Below are 18,456 nucleotides of genomic sequence, written 5' to 3'. Positions count from 1 at the left end.
GTGGCCAAACGCATCAGACTGTAAATCTGCTCCCGTACGGGTTCGGTGGTTCGAATCCATCATCCTCCACCAGTTTTTGAGCCATTAGCTCAGTTGGTAGAGCACCTGACTTTTAATCAGGGTGTCGAAGGTTCGAGTCCTTCATGGCTCATCTTAAATAGAGAGTGATTGATCATTAATTTGATCGATCACTCTTTTTTGTATAGGACAATAACGATAATTATGTGAGCCGCTGAGCCAAAGAGCAGTGCAGAGCAAGATATGATAAAATAATGAATAAAATAAACAGAGTGGTGGCGTTCATGACATGAAGCACATACTTGATTTAAAACAGCAAATTGAGGCCGTTATAGGCACCACATTAGATGAATATGAAATTACGATGCTCGAGTGGAATCAATCCATTGAGAACTTGAGCAGTTTGGAAGCAAATCAACCGCTTTTTATTCAAAGCAAAGCTCATGAAGAAGAAGATGAGCGTATGACAGGTTCATGCATGTCAGCAGAGATCATTAGTTTAGACGCGGGAGAGCGAATTTTTTTCAGAGTGGGCAGCAATCCTGATGAGAATACAGTAGTTTGCTGGGGGTGCCCGTCGGCATCGATCACAATGGAGGCTCGTCGTTTGATTGAGTTACTTCTCCGCAGCAATTCAGGTTTAAATAGCGGACTTAAGGTATCCCTTCAGGACGAGGATGCAGATCAACAGTTAATTATATTAGGGAGATGGCTTCAGAATCAGATTAAAGTTTACAGTCCTGACAATACTGAACAGCTGCCGACTCCGTTCAATACATTTGAGGAGTTTCAGAAAGAGAAGGTTCTTTTTGTATTACAGGGTGAAACCCCTGATTCTCAGCGCGTTGACTCTAACGTTTTAAATAAACTATTGGAGAGTTATTTCGGAGAAGAGGTGACTTTGATCCCTCTTGGCGCACAGGAATGGCTCTTTATGAGTGACGAGACAGTGGTTACGGGGGAAGCAGATGAAGATACCGCAGAGGCGCGTAAAGATTCGCTCCTTGCATTTTGTTCCGGATTATATGAACTGGTGGCGAGTGAGTTTGCAGGGGTGTTTCATCTGTCCGCATCTTTTCCTTGTATTCCCAAGAATGCATTAGTTCAGGTGACCTCCCTTCTTCAGGAGAGCATACATCTAGGGCGTTCATTTCACGTGACACAGCATATACACCTTCCATGGGAACTGCAGCTGGAGCAGCTTGTCGCCAGTATATCGGAGCAGCAGCGGCTTCGTTTTATTCAGGAAATTGGCAAGGGCACGCTTCTCTTCGATGATAGTGAAACGTTAGCCACCTTGGAAATCTTCTTTAGTTTGGACTGCAACGTCAGCGAGACGGCGAAGCGTTTGTTTATCCATCGCAATACGCTGGTATACCGTCTGGACAAGATCAAACAAGAGATAGGATATGATGTTAGACATTTCAAAAGCGCAAATATTGTGCAGCTTTTGCTGCTGATGTACAAAGTGACGAAAAAGGTTTGATATTTTTGTGCAGTTTGCGAATAGTCAAATAACCAAGCGATAGGGTATTATAAAACTACAAATTGTATTCGATTACAAAATGATCTCTGAGGAGGCAACAATCATGGCAGGAGTACGTTTAGAGCATATTTTCAAAAAATACCCGGGTTCTGATAAAGCAACTGTAGTTGACATTAACCTGGACATCAAAGACAAAGAGTTTCTGGTACTGGTAGGTCCGTCCGGTTGTGGTAAATCAACAACACTGCGTATGATCGCAGGCCTTGAGGAAATTTCTGAAGGTAAACTCTATATCGGTGACCGTGTCGTGAATGATGTTGCACCTAAAGACCGTGATATCGCGATGGTATTCCAATCCTACGCTTTGTATCCGCATATGAGCGTATACCAAAACATGGCATTTGGATTGAAATTGCGTAAGGTTAAAAAAGACGAGATCGACAAACGTGTACGTGAAGCAGCTAAAATCCTCGATATCGAGCACTTGCTTGAGCGTAAGCCTAAAGCATTGTCCGGTGGTCAACGTCAACGTGTCGCTTTGGGACGTGCGATTGTCCGTGATCCACAAGTCTTCTTGATGGATGAGCCGCTTTCCAACTTGGATGCGAAACTGCGTGGTCAGATGCGTGCGGAAATCACAAAGCTGGCTAAACGTTTGGAAACAACTGTAATCTACGTAACGCATGACCAGATCGAAGCAATGACGATGGGAGACCGGATCGTAGTTATGAAGGATGGTATCATCCAGCAAGCTGCTTCTCCTGAAGAGCTGTATAACCACCCGGCTAACTTGTTCGTAGCAGGTTTCATCGGTTCCCCGACAATGAACTTTATCTCGGGTAAACTGGCTGAGCAAGGTTCAAGCCTGCACTTCGTAGCTCCTGGTGTGGACGTTGAAATCCCGCAAGGTAAAGCACAAGTGTTGAAATCCAAAGGATATGCTGCCAAAGAAGTGATTATGGGCGTACGTCCAGAAGACATTCACGAAGAGCCAGTATTCCTGGAAGCATCCCCGAACTCTGTATTCTCTACTCACGTAGATGTAACAGAGAACCTCGGTCACGAAATGCTTCTCTACTTGAGCGGTGTAGGTAATGATACTACAATCGCACGTGTAGACGGACGCTCCAACACTCGTGATGGTTCCACAGTTAAAATGGCTATCGACATGAACAAAGTTCATATCTTTGACAAAGAGACTGAAGTGAACGTACTTCTTCAAGACTAATCCTACTGAAGATCCTCGGTAACGATGAGATCTGAACGTAACGTAATTATATATTATAAACCGAGCCCCTTCCGTTCTTGCTGGAAGGGGCTTTTTTAAAGATTATCGGATCAATCGGTTTTCGGTGAAACAGAATAACGACAATCCTGTGGAATAGCAGGCATAAGTACAAGCCTTGCGATTGCATTCAATGCAAAATTCATTTAAGATTATTTGAAGGTCTGCCCTTAAAATGCTGCATGTTAAAGTCTCAAAGAATCATCTCTGGAGGCTAGACATGCTGGGCTTTGGATCATGGTATAGATACGCTGGATCATGTTGTGAATGCGCTAATAATGGAAAGAAATGATACACGAACTGAGGTACATAGAGGCACAGCGAATGCTGAAAGGAAGAGACAAATGGCGAAAAAAGTGAAAGTATCCGAATTGGTACAGCAGTTTCAGTTGGAAGTTGTTTCTGGCTCCCATGGCTTGAAGAGATTCATCACGGTAGATGATCTCAACCGTCCTGGTCTGGAAATGGCCGGTTATTTCGAATATCATCCAAAAGAGCGGGTACAGCTGTTGGGAAGGACGGAACTGGCCTTTTTTGCAATGCTGCCTGAGCAAGAGCGTCGTGAACGTATGCAGCGTCTATGCACCGAGGAGACGCCATGTATCGTTGTAACCCGTGGACTGGAAGTGCCACAGGAACTGATTGATATTAGTGAAGAGCAAAATCTGGCTGTGCTTCGCAGCAATATGGCGACAACGATCTTGTCCAGCCGTATTACCGGATTTTTGGAAGGCAAATTAGCACCAACGGCCACAATCCATGGTGTATTGTGTGATGTGTATGGTGTAGGGATGCTGATTACAGGCAGCAGCGGTATCGGTAAAAGTGAAACTGCGCTGGAGCTTGTGAAGCGTGGACACCGTTTGATTGCCGATGATGCGGTGGAAATCCGTCAAACCTCTGACTTTCAATTGCACGGTACTGCACCTGAGCTGATCCGTCATCTGCTTGAAATCCGCGGTGTCGGTATCATCAACGTGATGACCTTGTTTGGTGCTGGGGCTGTACGGAATAACAAACGGATTACGCTGGTGGTACGTCTTGAAGCGTGGCAGCAGGATAAACAGTATGATCGTCTGGGATTGGATGAGGAGACAACACGTATCATTGATACGGATGTACCTCTCGTGACCATTCCTGTTCGGCCGGGACGAAACCTGGCTGTAATCATCGAAGTGGCTGCGATGAACTATCGCTTGAAACAGATGGGACTTAATGCGGCACTCCAGTTCACAAACAAGCTGACAGCGACCATTTCGGAAGATATGGAAGATATGGACTAAGTAAGCTGCTGACGAAGATCAGTTGTAATTCAGGATAGAAAATATCAAGCCAAGTATAATTGAAATAATGAAGCATGACACATGGCGTCTGTACTCCTTGAACGAGAAGGTTCGTGCAGGCTCCACATGGTCATGCTTACAGATGTGAATTGATAGGAGTGTGAACGAATGGATACATTATTACTGTTGAACCCGATAGCGTTCTCCATTGGCGCTTTGAAGGTTCACTGGTATGGCCTTATTCTGGGTATGGCTGCGCTCCTGGGGCTGCTTCTCGTTATTCGGGAGGGCAAGAGATTTAATATCCCGCAAGAAGTGTTCATGGATATGGTACTGCTGGGTGTGCCTTCCGCCATTATCGGAGCTCGAATCTATTACGTTGCGTTTAAGTGGGAAGATTATAAGGACAACTTGTGGGATGTTTTCAAAATATGGAACGGTGGTATTGCGATCTATGGCGCATTAATCGGTGCAATTATCTGTGCAGTTATCTTCTTCCGCCGCAAAGGGTACAACTTCTGGCGTATGGCGGATATCTGTGCACCGGGCCTCATCGTGGGACAGATGATTGGACGGTGGGGCAATTTTGTCAATCAGGAAGCATACGGCGGTCCTGTTGAAGAATCCTTTTTAAGAGACAAGCTGCACCTGCCAGACTTTATTGTGAATCAAATGAACGTGGAAGGTGTATTCCATCACCCGGCGTTTCTATATGAATCGGTATGGAGCTTTGTTGGACTGATTATTCTGTTAGTGCTTCGTCGCCAGAAGTTTATGCGTTCTGGTGAACTGTTTATGTCTTATTTTATCTGGTATTCTATCGGACGTTTCTTCATTGAAGCTCTGCGTACGGACAGTCTGGCATTCCAGGCTCCGGAATGGGTCGCTTCGTTTGTGAATGGTCTGTGGTCGCCGATGACGGCGTTGGGATTCGAGCAGGGATATCTGGACCCGGCATACGGTAACGTAAGGATCTCTCAACTGCTTGCCATTGCCATTATTGTTGCCGCGGTTGTCTTTATTGTGGTGAGAAGAGTGACCGGAAAAGCAGATGCACATTACAGTGATCCGATCGTTTCGTCGAAGGTAACTGCTGATGATATCGAGCACACGGGAACAGAAGCTGGTAAAGAGCCAAAAGTAACACCAGCATCATCAACCACTTCGGGTCAGGCTCAAGATGAGACTAAGCAAGTTGAAGATAAAAAGGAGTAATGCAACGTGATTGACACGGTACTGTTTGATCTGGATGGAACGATTATTGATACCAATGAGCTGATTATCAACTCCTTCCTGCACGTCATGCAAGGGTGGGACCATGCTGAACCATGGACAAGGGAACAGATCATTCCGCATATGGGGGGCACATTGGAGCAACAAATGCGAACCTTTTCAGGTCATGAAGAGGTATCGGAGTATGTCAAAGGTTATCGGGCTTACAATGATATTCATCATGAAGCAATGGTCAAGCCGTTCCCTTATGTGATTGAGGTGGTGGAGGCTCTGGATCAGGCAGGCATTACGATGGGGGTAGTAACAACCAAAATTCGCCCTTCGACCCTGAAAGTGCTGGAACGTTTCGATCTGCTTAAATATATGAAGTCTATTGTAACGGTAACGGATGTTACTCATCCGAAGCCACATGCCGAGCCTGTACAGAAAGCGATGGCCGAGCTTGGATCAGATCCCGCTCGCACGCTGATGGTGGGCGACAGTCCAGTGGATATACAATCTGCGCAGAATGCTGGTGCTCTCTCTGCCGGTGTGGCATGGTCTCTTAAAGGAGAAGAGGTTCTGAGCGGATACAAGCCGGATTACATTTTGCATGATATGAGGGACTTGCTGGACAAAATCCTTACAGGAACGGGACGTTCATGAGAAAAGTAACCCGCTATCCCGTAGAAACCGAGAATGCGCTTTGGCATATCTACAAGACGGTGAGCCCGTGGAAAGGTGTTTATAACTTTATCTGGATTCAGCTGTCACGGTACTGCCCGATTCTTCCTCTGAAGAACTGGATCTATAATCGGGTGCTGGGCATGAAGGTTGGAAAGCATACGGCTTTTGGCCTGATGGTGATGGTGGATGTTTTTTTCCCGGAAAAGATAAAGATCGGTGAAAACTCCGTGATCGGGTACAACACGACGATTCTGGCACACGAATATCTCATTAAAGAGTACAGGCTGGGTGAGGTCATCATCGGAGATCATGTGCTCATCGGGGCGAACACCACGATCCTTCCAGGGGTAACAATTGGTGATGGAGCAGTGGTTGCTGCCGGTGCAGTGGTTCATAAGGATGTGGCTCCGGGGGCTTTTGTTGGAGGTAATCCGCTACGTGAGCTGAAGCGTTCTGCGTCATCGGCAGAGGAAGAGGCGACAGCGAAAGAGGAAATGATTTTTAAAACGGACGAGGTGTCTCGGGGCAAGCTGCACTAAGCTGAAATTGGCAGGAAATAAAGGTACAGGGATGCATACAGGAAGAGCTGCTGAAGGCAGCTTTTTTCGTATACAAAATTTGAAGTCTAACAGCGTCAGCGAACGTTTAGGTGCAGGGATATAAGCTGCATGAGGCATGATAAGTAATGGGGGTAGAAGAACGGAAAGGGAACAAATGTGGTTAGCCCGCCAGTTGGTTGACGTTCCAGCAGGATTCATGTTATCATATCCCATATCCTTTAGTTTGTTAGCACTTTACCATACGAAAGTGAATGTTAGAGAAATGCATTTGTAATCTGTTAGTGAAATGTATTTACGATCTATAAGATCAACATATGTGATTGGAAAAAAGATGTCTTTTTCATTGTGTAATGCGGCTTTACACTGAATTCGGGTTACAACATAGAATGGGGATTTGTCATACATAAATCCTGTTGAAATAGAGCGATATCATGATATAGATGATGCAAATGACAAGCATTCAAATTCATAACTCGGGGTGAATAGTACCAATGTCCAAACCAAAAGGCTTTGAAAAACCGACCGGCTTTCGCGATTACACACCACATGTCGTATCCAAGCTGCGGATGATTGAACGTAATGTACTGGAATGCATGGAGCGCTGGGGTTACCGCCAGATCATCACACCAACGATTGAATACTACGATACGGTAGGAGTAGCCAGTTCAACATCGGATCGCAAATTGTTTAAATTATTGAACAGTCGGGGAACAACGCTGGTATTGCGCTCTGATCTGACGGCTCCAATCGCACGTGTAGTGTCATCCATGCTTAAAGATGAGAAACTGCCGCTGCGTCTGTCCTATCATGCGAACGTATTTCGTTCGATTGAAGAGGAAGCCGGGCGTGAAGCAGAGTTCTTTCAGACAGGTGTGGAGCTCGTAGGAGATGATTCTCCTGAAGCTGATGCTGAAGTGGTTGCACTGGCCATTGCCTCGTTGCAGGCTGCGGGGGTATCTTCTTTTAAAATCGCGATGGGTCATATGGGCTTTCTGAACGGATTGCTGGAAGAGGTTATTCCTGGCCAGACGGCAGAGCAGGAGCAGCTGAAGGAAGGGCTTCTGGGACGAGATTATGTGGGCTACCGCCAATCTATTGAAGCTTTACATCTGGAGCCTGGGCAGAAACAACGGCTTGAAGCCATTTTGCGTCTGCGCGGCGGGAAGGAAATCTGTACCCATGCAGGCGAGCTCAGTTCAAGTCCCGAAGCGGCGAAGTCTATTGCACATCTATGCGCGGTGTTTGAGGTGCTGGAGGCTTACGGTGTCTCGGAGCATGTGCTGATTGACCTGACGATGATCGGGGATTTCTCCTATTATACAGGCATGACGTTTGAAGGATACGCGGCAGAGCTGGGATCACCGGTATGCAGCGGGGGACGGTATGACAATCTGCTGCAGCAGTTTGGACGGGCGCTTCCGGCTACAGGTTTTGCGTTAAAAACAAACCGGATCATTGATGGTGTTCATGGCATCACGATTGAAGAGAAGAAGTCGGTACGTATCGAATACAGCCCGGAACGCCGGGCTGATGCACTGGCTGAAGCGGCAAGATTGCGGAGTATCGGGCAGAATGTTATTACGTCTCTCCTTACGGATCAAGGAGAAGTAAAAGCAAGTGGAGCTAGCGCAGACCCGGATGAACAGGTCATTATCTATGGATCACCCAAAGGAGGACTTTGAGATGTCGGATATTCTAAAGGTGGCAATGCCCAAAGGCCGCATCTATAAAAAGGCCTCCAAGCTGTTCCGTGAAGCAGGACTGGATATTCCCGAGGATGTGGATGATACACGCAAGCTGGTTATTGAAGTGCCTGAAGCCGGAATGGAGTTCATTATGGCTAAGCCTGTCGATGTTCCAACGTATGTGGAGTACGGCGTTGCCGATATCGGCATTGTCGGGAAGGATGTGCTGCTTGAGGAAGATCGCGATGTGTATGAGCTGCTGAATCTGGGTATTGCCCAGTGCCGTATGTCGGTGATTGGACTGCCGGACTGGAAAGCAGGCATTCAGCAGCGGGTGGCAACCAAGTATCCTCGCATTGCTTCCCAGTATTTCCGTGAGCAGGGACAGCAGGTTGAAGTTATTAAGCTGAATGGCTCCATCGAGCTTGCACCTCTGATTGGATTGGCTGATCGGATCGTCGATCTGGTGGAGACCGGGCAGACGCTGCGTGAGAACGGCCTTGTGGAAATGACGCAGATTCTGGACATCACCAGTCGCTTGATTGCGAATCGAGTGAGCTACCGGATGAAAAATGCCCGCATTCAGGCTTTATGTGATGCACTCCAATTCGTTATTCCAAGCGGGGATGAGGTTTCTGCAGGCAGCCAGCGTTGATACTGAAGGATCGTAAACAGGTAAATAAATAATACAACTTATATAGTGAATGGATCAGCAGGCAGGCATGATGCAGTTGATCAGCAAGCCAGCTGAGAGGCAATAGATATATACAGCGTAACAGGGAGTATAACCGAAAGGGAGGGTGTACGGATGAAGATTGTATCAGCACGGGATTTTGATCTGAAGCGTGAAGTGGAATACGGTACACCGGAGCAAAATGAAGCGGTACGGCGAATTGTCGCAGATATTCGCCAGGAAGGTGATGCGGCACTGCTGCGTTACACGGAGCAGCTGGACCGCACGACGCTGACGGCTGCGCAGCTGCGCGTGCCGCAGGAGGAGCTCCAGGCGGCGTATGCAGCCGTGGAGCCATCGTTTGTGACGGCGATTCGTCAAGCCGCCGTCAACATCCGTGCGTTTCATGAGAAGCAGAAACGCAATTCGTGGATGGACTGGCAGCCGGATGGCAGTCTGCTCGGCCAGATTATTCGGCCGCTGAAGCGTGTCGGCGTGTACGTCCCCGGGGGGAAAGCAGCGTATCCATCATCGGTGCTGATGAATGTGATTCCGGCACAGGTTGCAGGCGTGCCGGAGATTGTGCTTGTCACACCGCCGGCGACGAACGGCGGTGAGGGCATTAACCCGTACATTCTCGTAGCTGCCGCGGAAGCGGGCGTGAACGAGATGTACCGGGTTGGCGGCGCGCAGGCAATCGCCGCTCTCGCTTACGGCACGGAGAGCATTGCCCCGGTCGACAAGATCTGTGGGCCGGGCAATATCTACGTGGCGCTCGCGAAGCGCGAGGTGTACGGGGCAGTCGATATCGATAGTATCGCCGGCCCGAGTGAAATTGTGGTGCTCGCCGATGACACGGCGAACCCGGTGTATGTCGCCGCGGACCTGTTGTCGCAGGCGGAGCATGACGAGATGGCGTCGGCCATTCTCGTCACCAATTCGGCCGTGCAGGCGGAAGCCGTGCAGGCTGAGGTGAAGCGGCAGCTGGATGTGCTGCCGCGACGTGATATCGCCGCTGCTTCGGTAGAGCAGTATGGCGCCATTATTGTAGTCGATTCCATCGATGAAGGAATCGATGTCGTGAACCGGCTCGCGCCGGAGCATTTGGAAATCATGGTGCAGGAGCCGATGTCTTATGCTGGACGGATTGAGAATGCAGGGGCGATCTTCCTCGGCCCATACAGCTCGGAGCCGGTAGGCGATTATTTTGCCGGACCAAACCATATTATTCCGACAAATGGCACGGCTCGGTTCAGTTCACCCGTGGACGTGGATGATTTTATCAAGAAATCAAGCTTGATCTATTATAGTAAGGAAGCACTGCTGCAGAACGGAGCGGCAATCATTGAATTAGCTCGTCATGAAGGGCTTGAGGGGCATGCCCGTGCAATCGCTGTACGGTTAGAACAGGAAGGAAAGGCGGAATCGGACAATGGATAACCAGAACAAGAGCACAAACAATGGTGTAGAGGTTCAAAGTAAAGGGGCAGTACGTCAGGCAGAGGTAGATCGCAAAACCAATGAGACCAATATCCAGTTGTCGTTCAATGTAGATGGTACAGGACAATCCGATATCGAAACGGATGTACCGTTTCTCAACCACATGCTGGACCTGTTCACGAAGCACGGCCAGTTCGACCTGAACGTGCAGGCACGCGGAGATATTGAGATCGATGATCATCACACGGTTGAAGATATCGGAATCTGTCTGGGACAGACGCTTTACCAGGCACTGGGCGACAAACGCGGGATTAAACGTTATGCCAGTGTGTTTGTTCCGATGGATGAAGCACTGGCTCAAGTGATCATCGATGTGAGCAATCGTCCGCACTTTGAATATCGGGCTGAGTATCCGTCACAGCAGGTAGGCAGCTTTTCTACAGAGCTAGTGCATGAGTTTCTGTGGAAGCTGGCGCTTGAAGCACGGATTACTCTCCATGTTATCGTGCACTATGGTCAGAACACACATCACATGATTGAAGCGGTCTTCAAAGCCCTTGGACGTGCGCTGGATGAAGCAACGATGATTGATCCACGGGTAACAGGTGTGCCTTCCACGAAGGGAGTGCTGTAGACGATGGCGATTGCAATTGTCGATTACGGTATGGGGAACCTGCACAGCGTCGGCAAAGCGGTCGAACGTCTTGGCTACGAAGCGCTGGTCACAGGTGAGCGTGAGGCTATTCTGGGTGCAGATGGTGTAATCCTGCCCGGTGTTGGCGCCTTCGGTGATGCGATGGTGCATCTGCGGGAGACGGGTCTGGATGCTGTAGTCAAGGAAGCAGCGGCTAGCTCTAAACCGCTCCTTGGCATCTGTCTGGGGATGCAGCTGCTTTTCAGCTCAAGTGAAGAGCACGGTCAGCATGAGGGACTGGATATTCTACCTGGTAAAGTGGTGCGTTTCGCACCAGGCGAGCTGAAGGTTCCGCATATGGGATGGAACCGTCTGGAATTCCTTCACCCTGAAAATCCGTTGTTTGTTGGCCTGGATGCAGGTCACGTCTATTTTGTGCACTCATATCATGCATTAACTGACAACAAAGAGGATTTGCTGGCGGTTACGGATTACGGCCATCCGGTTACAGCCATTGTGGGCAGAGGATCAAACTTCGGTATGCAGTTCCACCCCGAGAAGAGCGGCGAGCTTGGCATGAAGCTGCTTGGCAATTTCCTGTCGTTGACCAGTTCACCGATCCTTTGAAGAAGATTGATCGAATCTGTTTCAAGTCAACCTTGGAATAAAACTTGAATGAGACTTGAACTGACTTATAAAACTCAAATCCATACTCAGGAGGCCTTGTATGTCATCTTTTATTTTATACCCGGCAATTGATATCCGGGACGGCAAATGTGTAAGACTGATACAGGGAGATTATAATCAGGAAACGGTATATAACGATGATCCGGTTCAGGTTGCGCTGGATTGGGAGAAGCAAGGCGGTACATACGTTCATCTCGTAGACCTGGATGGTGCTAAAGCCGGACGTCCCGTTAACGACGAGCTGATTGGACGCATTGCTTCGGCAGTGAATGTGCCTGTTCAGGTAGGCGGCGGGCTTCGTACAGTTGCAGATGTTGAGCGTTTGCTGGAGCTTGGTGTAAGCCGATTGATTATCGGAACGGCTGCGATTGAGGACCGTGCTTTTACGGAAGAGGTATTGGGACGTTATGGTGATAAAGTAGCTATTGGTATAGATGCTCGCAACGGATATGTGGCGACTCGCGGATGGCTCGAAACTTCCGAGGTACAGGCTGAAGTGCTGGCGAAGGAACTGGCTGCATATGGAGCGGAAACGTTCATCTTCACGGATATTTCCCGTGATGGCATGATGCAGGGGCCTAATGTTGAAGCAATAGTGTCTCTTGCCAAAGCGAGCGGACGAACAGTTATTGCTTCCGGTGGTGTCAGTGTGATGGATGATCTGCTTCGCTTGAGTCGCCATACAGATGACGGTGTTGGCGGAGCCATCGTGGGTAAAGCGTTATACACCGGCAGTATTGATCTGGCTGAAGCTGTGCGTCTGGTGAACAAGTAAGTATAATCGGTAGAGAGGAAGAGGCAGTATGCTGGCAAAAAGAATCATTCCCTGTCTGGACGTGAAGGACGGCCGGGTTGTTAAAGGCGTGAACTTCGTCAATCTCCGCGATGCGGGTGATCCGGTAGAGCTGGCGGCACTGTATGACCGCGAGGGTGCGGACGAGCTCGTATTTCTCGATATCTCTGCATCAGTAGAAGGCCGTGAAACGATGGAGGAAGTTGTGCGGCAGACAGCTGGCGAGATTGCCATTCCATTTACGGTTGGCGGCGGCATATCCAAGGTGGAGGACATGAAACGCATTTTGCGTGCGGGTGCAGATAAGATTGCAGTGAACACAGCGGCTGTTCTTAATCCACAGATCATTGCGGATGGGGCACGCCGCTTTGGCTCGCAATGTATTGTCGTTGCCATCGATGCCAAGTATAACGAGGCTTGGGGTGAGTGGGAGGTTTATACCCACGGCGGGCGTAAGCCATCGGGAATCAAAGCACTGGAGTGGGTCAAACAGGCTGAGGAGCTGGGTGCAGGTGAAATTCTGCTCACCAGTATGGATGCTGACGGAACCAAAGACGGCTTTGATCTGAAACTGACAGCGGCTGTATCGGAATCGGTGAGTATACCGGTCATTGCATCAGGTGGTGCAGGCAAGGAATCTCATTTCTATGACGTGTTCACAGCAGGCAAGGCGGATGCAGGTCTGGCAGCAACGATTTTCCACTACAAAGAAATTGCCGTTCCGGCGTTAAAACAACAATTAAGAGAACAAGGGGTGGAAATCCGTGACTAAGGTAAGTAATGAGATCAAGGAGCAGCTCTCCCTGGAGCAGGTTGTGGAGCACATCCGCTGGGATGAAGGGCTGGTTCCTGCCATTGTGCAGGATGTGGACACCCGTGAAGTACTGATGATGGCGTATATGAATCGTGAATCCCTGAAGCTGTCGCTGGAATCCGGGGAAACCTGGTTCTGGTCACGCTCACGTCAGGAGCTATGGAATAAAGGGGCAACCTCTGGAAATGTGCAGAAAATAGTTTCATTGAAATATGACTGCGACGGTGACACTTTGCTGGTTGAGGTGAAGCCGAAAGGGCCAGCCTGTCATACAGGAGCGGTGACCTGTTTCCATAATGAAATTATCGGATTGCCGGCGAATGAAGCCGAACAAGCTGACACAGAAGAGTCGGCAGACTCCAGTACGGCTTCTTCAACTGGTGCTGAGAGCCGCTTTGAGGTACTGGCTGAATTGGAATCCGTCATTGCTGAGCGTGAACGCGAGCGTCCGGAAGGTGCGTATACCACGTATCTGTTCGATAAAGGCGTTGATAAAATCCTGAAAAAGATCGGTGAGGAAGCTTCCGAAACCATCATCGCTGCGAAAAATAAAGACAATGACGAGCTTCGTCTCGAAGTGAGTGACCTGATGTACCATCTGCTCGTGCTGCTGCAGGAGCGCAAGCTGCCGCTGGATGACATCATGTCCGAGCTGAGCCGCCGTCATGAACGGCCGCGCCGCGATTAGGAGGCGAACGCTACATGCGCATAGACTACCACACCCACCATGAACGCTGCGGACATGCGGTTGGCAAGCTGGAAGAATACGTGCAGCGGGGGATTGAAATCGGGCTTTCCCAAATTGGGCTATCCGATCATATGCCGCTCCTGCATGTAGACCCGGCGCAATATTATCCCGAGATGGCTATGCCTATGGACGAGCTTCCGCGATATGTGGAGGAGTGTTTCTCTCTGAAGGAGAAGTACCGCGGTCAGATTGATGTTCGTGTTGGACTCGAAGGTGATTATATCGAGGGCTGGGAGACTCAGATTCGCTCCATTATAGAACGTTATCCATGGGACTATGTCATTGGCTCTGTGCATTTTCTGGGTGAATGGGATATTACCGATTTTCGGCAGACTCACCATTGGGAAGGCAAGGATGTGCTTGAAGTTTACCGTCAGTATTATGAGGCTGTAAGCAAAGCCGCTGCTACCGGCATGTATGATATCATGGGACACTCTGATGTGATCAAACGATTCGGATATACGCCTTCACCTGAACAGACCGACGAACGTGTTGTACTGGAGAATGCGGCTCTGAAAGCTATTGCCCAAAGTGGCTGCGCGATGGAGCTAAATGCCTCCGGTTTGTCCAAGCCGTGTGCGGAGATGTTTCCAAGCCGGAGAATGCTCATGGAAGCGATTCGCCTGGGCATTCCACTTACCATGGGCTCGGATGCACATGATCCAATGAAGCTGGGAGATCATTTGCCTGAGGCGGAGGCCCTTTTACATGAACTCGGCTGTACGCAAGTGGCTGTGTTTGAAGGCCGTCAGCGTTCGTTCATTCCTTTAAATGTAGACAGCAGTGGGGTATAATAAGGGGGAAATGAACCTTTATACAGGTTGGAGTTTCCAGCTTAACTATACAAGGAATTATGATCGGGTATAACCCGCGGGAGGGCATTATGCAGCATTCGTTACGTATTTTTTCCGGTTCATCTAACCCGAAGCTTGCAGAGCAGGTATGTGACAAGCTGGGCGTGCAACTGGGCAATATCAAGCTGTCCCGGTTCAAGAGCGGAGAAATATACGTTCATTACGAAGAAACAATCCGCAATTGTGATGTATTTTTGATACAGTCTTTGTCTCATCCCATTAATGAGTTGTTTGTCGAACTGCTCGTTATGATTGACGCGGCAAAACGGGCTTCGGCGCGTACGGTGAACATTATCGTTCCGTATTACGGTTATGCGCGTCAAGAGCGGAAGTCGGCTCCGCGTGAGCCTATCTCTGCCAAGATGGTTGCAGATGTGTTAACGACAGCCGGAGCAAGCCGTGTAGTTACGATTGATCTGCATGCGGCTGCTATTCAGGGTTTCTTCAACATTCCAGTCGATCATATGACCTCACTGGACTTGATTAGTGAATACCTGCTTAGCAAAGAGATCAAAAACCCGGTTGTGGTTTCTCCTGATGCTGGACGGGCATCGATGGCGGAGAAGCTGGCGAATCGTCTCGATTCTCCTTTTGCGATCATGATCAAGAAACGTCCAAGCCATAACGAATCGATCATTACGCATGTAATTGGAGACGTTGAAGGACGAACGCCAATCATTATCGAGGATCTGATCGATACAGGAACAACCATTGTGAATGTTGTTGAAGGCCTGAAGGAACGGGGTGCAGAGAACGCATATGTTTGCGCAACTCACGGCTTGTTCTCGGATGGGGCGGTAAGCAAATTAAATCATCCATCGATTACCGAGGTTGTGGTAACAGACTCTATTGCGTTGCCGGAGGATCATCCGGAATGCTTTAAAGTATTACCTGTTGCACCGATGCTGTCACGAGCCATACGTATTATTGTTGATGGTGGATCTATGGCTACGCTCTTTAAAGATTCAGGTATCTAGATTTCTTGCTATATCCGGGTGATTCATAGCCCGATCCAGTTCACGTTCCGTGTCTGAGCGCTTTTAGCTCAGCACGGTATTTTTGTATTGACCCCATGCAATCAATTCCGTGCCATGTTGTTTGATAGCTTGTGATATAATAAACATAAAATCAAGAAATGATAGCGTTTTTATATATAGATGCATCCACAATAGTTTGGATACGGAAAATAAACAGTAGAACCACGGCTAATGGACGTTGGCATCGTGGAGTGAGGAGTGGGGTCTATTGTCGCGCACTTGGTACTATCGATTGCTCTTTTCATATTTCCCTATATTTTTCTTTACGATGACCATAATCATTTTTAGTGCTTTTGTTTTCATTAATGATGTTTCCAAAGAAGAAACCCGGAAGGCTGACCGAATATCTTCCAGTTATCTTGCGACAACGCTGGATCATACGATTCGGGACATTGAACTGGCTGTTACAGAGAAAGTGCAGTATGAGCCAGCGTACAGGCGCTATTTTAACGACAATAATCCAAACAATTCGGATACGGTATATACCATTGCACAAAATTTACGTGAGATGATTAACTCTTCTTCATGGATTCAGTCCATATACCTCTATGACAAGCAACATGAGCGCGTGATAACGGTGAGTGGTTCAAGAGAAGTGGAAAGCTTCGGAGACAAAGAATGGATAAGTCAAATTCTAAAAGGTACTTTGGGACAAGGATGGCAGCCTGTTCGGGAGATTGAATGGGACGATGTGCAAAGGACACCAGTGCAAGTGTTGACCGTCAACAAAGAAATGCCGCTGCCTTTTGGCTCGGAGGGTGCATTGGTCATCAATATCAAGATGAGCAGCATCAAGCAGAGCGTGGACAGTATGGTGAATGGAAAGCTCTCTTTCCTGACGATTACCGATCAGGAGGGCAGGGTCATCTATAATGCGCATTCCGATAAGGAAGCTGCAATGGATGGTACCAAGTTAAACGAGCTACCTCTAGAGCGATTGGGATGGACGCTTACTAGTGGCATCAAAGCAGGTAATTTGTTCGGCTGGGTTTCTGTGGTATCGTATGTCTGGGTTTTCATTGCTGTCTTGACGGTGATCGGTGCAATTATCTATATCGTGTATGTGACCCGGCGGAACTATAAGCCGATTCAGATTATTATGAACCGGATTGAATCCCAGCAGATTCGGGCGTTTGAACAATCTGGAGCCCGTATGGACGAGATGAAGATGATTGATGGGGTGCTTGAAAATCTGATCAATCATATGATGGATTATGATAAAAAAAGCCGCGAAAATATACTTATGCAGCGGAGTAAGCTGTTTAGTGCTTTGCTGCACGGTGAGCATGTGGACAATGCTGCCGGGCAGCTATACGAGGTATCCCCATTTGATGGGGCTCATGAAGCTTCTCGTTTTATCGTAGTTGTAGGGGATATTAACCGCTACGAGAAGGGCTTTCAGGAGAAATTCACCAGAGGAGAGCAAAATACGCTAAAATTCGCTCTGATGAATGTACTGCAGGAGCTGTCCAGAGATACGGAGGTGCAATGCTGGACAGAATGGATCAGCGCTGATCGGATTGCCATTTTATTCTTTTCGAAGGAAGACGATCAGCAGGGACAGGATCTATCCAAGCAAATCAGGATTGTTGCTGAGGAATGCAAATCCTGGGTAGAGCAGAATCTTCGTATTTCCCTCAGCTTTGGCATTGGACCTGTCGCCGAAGGAATTGGGGCGATCCATCAATCCTTTACAGCTGCAGAAGCGGTGATGCAGCGGAAGCTGCTGATGAATGGTGATGTAGGTGAAGCAGAGACAAGTGAAATGCAGCATCCGCTGCTGGAAACCTATACGTATTTGCAAATGATTGCAGACTTTGTTAAACGATTCAGAATGTCGAGTGGGCAGTGGAGAGAGCAGCTTGAGGATATCTTCAATGAATTTGAGCGCAATAAACTGCCGGATGATGAAATTCGTTCCTTGATTCAGGCCATGCTACAGATGCTCAGTCGCGAAGTCTCCATGATGTCAGAAGGTCTACAGAGAGAATTGTCCGAGGACAACATCAACAATTGGCTGGTTGCTATGGAAGAGGCGGAATCGTTAGAAGAGGTGAAGGTACTGCTGTTTGACAGTCTGACGGACCTGTTCCGAACGTACGTCGCTGTTACTGAAACAAAGAGCTACAAGGCCATGGTTAACGAGATGAAAAATTATATCGAGGAGCAGTTCACCAATCCTGATCTGTCTCTGAAACATCTAAGTGATCGGTTTCAGATATCAGGCAAACATGCCAGCTACCTGTTTAAAACCGAGTTCAATATGAAGTTTGTTGACTTTGTGACTGAATTGAGAATGAAAGAAACGGAGAAGCTGCTGCTCAATACAGATTATTCATTACAAGATATCGCTTTGAAGGTTGGTTATGCGAACGGCATTACACTTGGACGTGTATTCAAGAGAGTCACAGGCATTACACCTGGGGATTACCGTCGGATGAAGAAAGACCCGAAGGCAGCCGATGAGTGAGCAGGGTCAAAATTCAGGAATCAAAATCAAATGAATGTGTCAGTTTTTCGCACATGATTGAAGTGATGATTTCTAAAATCAGGGTGAATC

General features: G+C 48.2%; 17 protein-coding genes and 1 tRNA gene. All 18 read left to right on the top strand.

What is annotated here, in order from left to right:
* Positions 1-78: 78 nt before the first annotated feature.
* The 18 genes from ACQSGY_RS23740 to ACQSGY_RS23655 all read left to right on the top strand — a co-directional run bounded on the left by ACQSGY_RS23740 (position 79) and on the right by ACQSGY_RS23655 (position 18,366).
* A tRNA-Lys gene (locus tag ACQSGY_RS23740) sits at positions 79-151 on the top strand.
* A gap of 156 nt (positions 152-307) precedes the next feature.
* Positions 308-1,504: a PucR family transcriptional regulator gene (locus ACQSGY_RS23735; RefSeq protein WP_427181173.1), complete on the top strand. Its 1,197-nt coding sequence runs from the start codon at positions 308-310 to the stop codon at positions 1,502-1,504.
* Positions 1,505-1,607: 103 nt separating this feature from the next.
* Complete coding sequence (locus ACQSGY_RS23730; protein ID WP_110898810.1) at positions 1,608-2,732, top strand: ABC transporter ATP-binding protein; 1,125 nt, start codon at positions 1,608-1,610, stop codon at positions 2,730-2,732.
* A 401-nt stretch (positions 2,733-3,133) separates the two neighbouring features.
* Positions 3,134-4,072: an HPr(Ser) kinase/phosphatase gene (gene hprK / locus ACQSGY_RS23725; RefSeq protein WP_145405846.1), complete on the top strand. Its 939-nt coding sequence runs from the start codon at positions 3,134-3,136 to the stop codon at positions 4,070-4,072.
* 168 nt (positions 4,073-4,240) lie between these two features.
* On the top strand, positions 4,241-5,287 hold the full coding sequence (gene lgt, locus ACQSGY_RS23720; RefSeq protein WP_427181171.1) for a prolipoprotein diacylglyceryl transferase: 1,047 nt from the start codon (positions 4,241-4,243) through the stop codon (positions 5,285-5,287).
* Positions 5,288-5,293: 6 nt separating this feature from the next.
* Positions 5,294-5,950, top strand: coding sequence for a pyrophosphatase PpaX (gene ppaX / locus ACQSGY_RS23715; RefSeq protein WP_427181169.1), 657 nt, complete (start codon positions 5,294-5,296; stop codon positions 5,948-5,950).
* A complete protein-coding gene (locus ACQSGY_RS23710) occupies positions 5,947-6,510 on the top strand; it encodes an acyltransferase (protein WP_427181167.1) in 564 nt (187 codons plus the stop codon). The genes ppaX and ACQSGY_RS23710 overlap by 4 nt, the downstream gene beginning before the upstream one ends.
* Before the next feature lie 512 nt (positions 6,511-7,022).
* A complete protein-coding gene (locus ACQSGY_RS23705; RefSeq protein WP_427181165.1) occupies positions 7,023-8,213 on the top strand; it encodes an ATP phosphoribosyltransferase regulatory subunit in 1,191 nt (396 codons plus the stop codon).
* Between the two features lies 1 nt (position 8,214).
* Complete coding sequence (hisG, locus tag ACQSGY_RS23700; protein ID WP_427181164.1) at positions 8,215-8,871, top strand: ATP phosphoribosyltransferase; 657 nt, start codon at positions 8,215-8,217, stop codon at positions 8,869-8,871.
* Positions 8,872-9,024: 153 nt separating this feature from the next.
* Entirely contained in the window at positions 9,025-10,329 is a 1,305-nt protein-coding gene (hisD, locus tag ACQSGY_RS23695; RefSeq protein ID WP_427181162.1) for a histidinol dehydrogenase, read from the top strand.
* On the top strand, positions 10,322-10,963 hold the full coding sequence (gene hisB / locus ACQSGY_RS23690) for an imidazoleglycerol-phosphate dehydratase HisB (RefSeq protein ID WP_427181161.1): 642 nt from the start codon (positions 10,322-10,324) through the stop codon (positions 10,961-10,963). Before hisD ends, hisB begins: the two co-directional genes overlap by 8 nt.
* A 3-nt stretch (positions 10,964-10,966) precedes the next feature.
* Positions 10,967-11,590, top strand: coding sequence for an imidazole glycerol phosphate synthase subunit HisH (gene hisH / locus ACQSGY_RS23685; protein ID WP_427181159.1), 624 nt, complete (start codon positions 10,967-10,969; stop codon positions 11,588-11,590).
* 100 nt (positions 11,591-11,690) lie between these two features.
* Positions 11,691-12,425: a 1-(5-phosphoribosyl)-5-[(5-phosphoribosylamino)methylideneamino]imidazole-4-carboxamide isomerase gene (gene hisA / locus ACQSGY_RS23680; RefSeq protein WP_111270252.1), complete on the top strand. Its 735-nt coding sequence runs from the start codon at positions 11,691-11,693 to the stop codon at positions 12,423-12,425.
* Positions 12,426-12,453: 28 nt separating this feature from the next.
* Positions 12,454-13,215, top strand: a complete 762-nt coding sequence (gene hisF / locus ACQSGY_RS23675; protein ID WP_184191104.1) for an imidazole glycerol phosphate synthase subunit HisF — start codon at positions 12,454-12,456, stop codon at positions 13,213-13,215.
* Positions 13,208-13,945 carry a bifunctional phosphoribosyl-AMP cyclohydrolase/phosphoribosyl-ATP diphosphatase HisIE gene (gene hisIE, locus ACQSGY_RS23670; protein ID WP_427181156.1) on the top strand — a complete coding sequence of 246 codons (738 nt, stop codon included), beginning with the start codon at positions 13,208-13,210 and terminating at the stop codon, positions 13,943-13,945. The genes hisF and hisIE overlap by 8 nt, the downstream gene beginning before the upstream one ends.
* A gap of 14 nt (positions 13,946-13,959) precedes the next feature.
* The gene (gene hisJ / locus ACQSGY_RS23665; protein ID WP_427181154.1) at positions 13,960-14,799 is read left to right on the top strand and encodes a histidinol-phosphatase HisJ; all 840 of its coding nucleotides are present in this window, start codon (positions 13,960-13,962) and stop codon (positions 14,797-14,799) included.
* A gap of 89 nt (positions 14,800-14,888) precedes the next feature.
* Complete coding sequence (locus ACQSGY_RS23660) at positions 14,889-15,836, top strand: ribose-phosphate diphosphokinase (RefSeq protein ID WP_111270248.1); 948 nt, start codon at positions 14,889-14,891, stop codon at positions 15,834-15,836.
* Positions 15,837-16,164: 328 nt separating this feature from the next.
* Positions 16,165-18,366, top strand: coding sequence for a helix-turn-helix domain-containing protein (locus ACQSGY_RS23655; protein WP_427181152.1), 2,202 nt, complete (start codon positions 16,165-16,167; stop codon positions 18,364-18,366).
* Positions 18,367-18,456 lie beyond the last annotated feature (90 nt).

This window comes from Paenibacillus sp. TC-CSREp1 (assembly GCF_050171015.1).
GTDB classification, from domain to species: Bacteria; Bacillota; Bacilli; order Paenibacillales; family Paenibacillaceae; genus Paenibacillus; species Paenibacillus silvae.
This window is presented reverse-complemented; position numbering and strand designations above follow the sequence as displayed.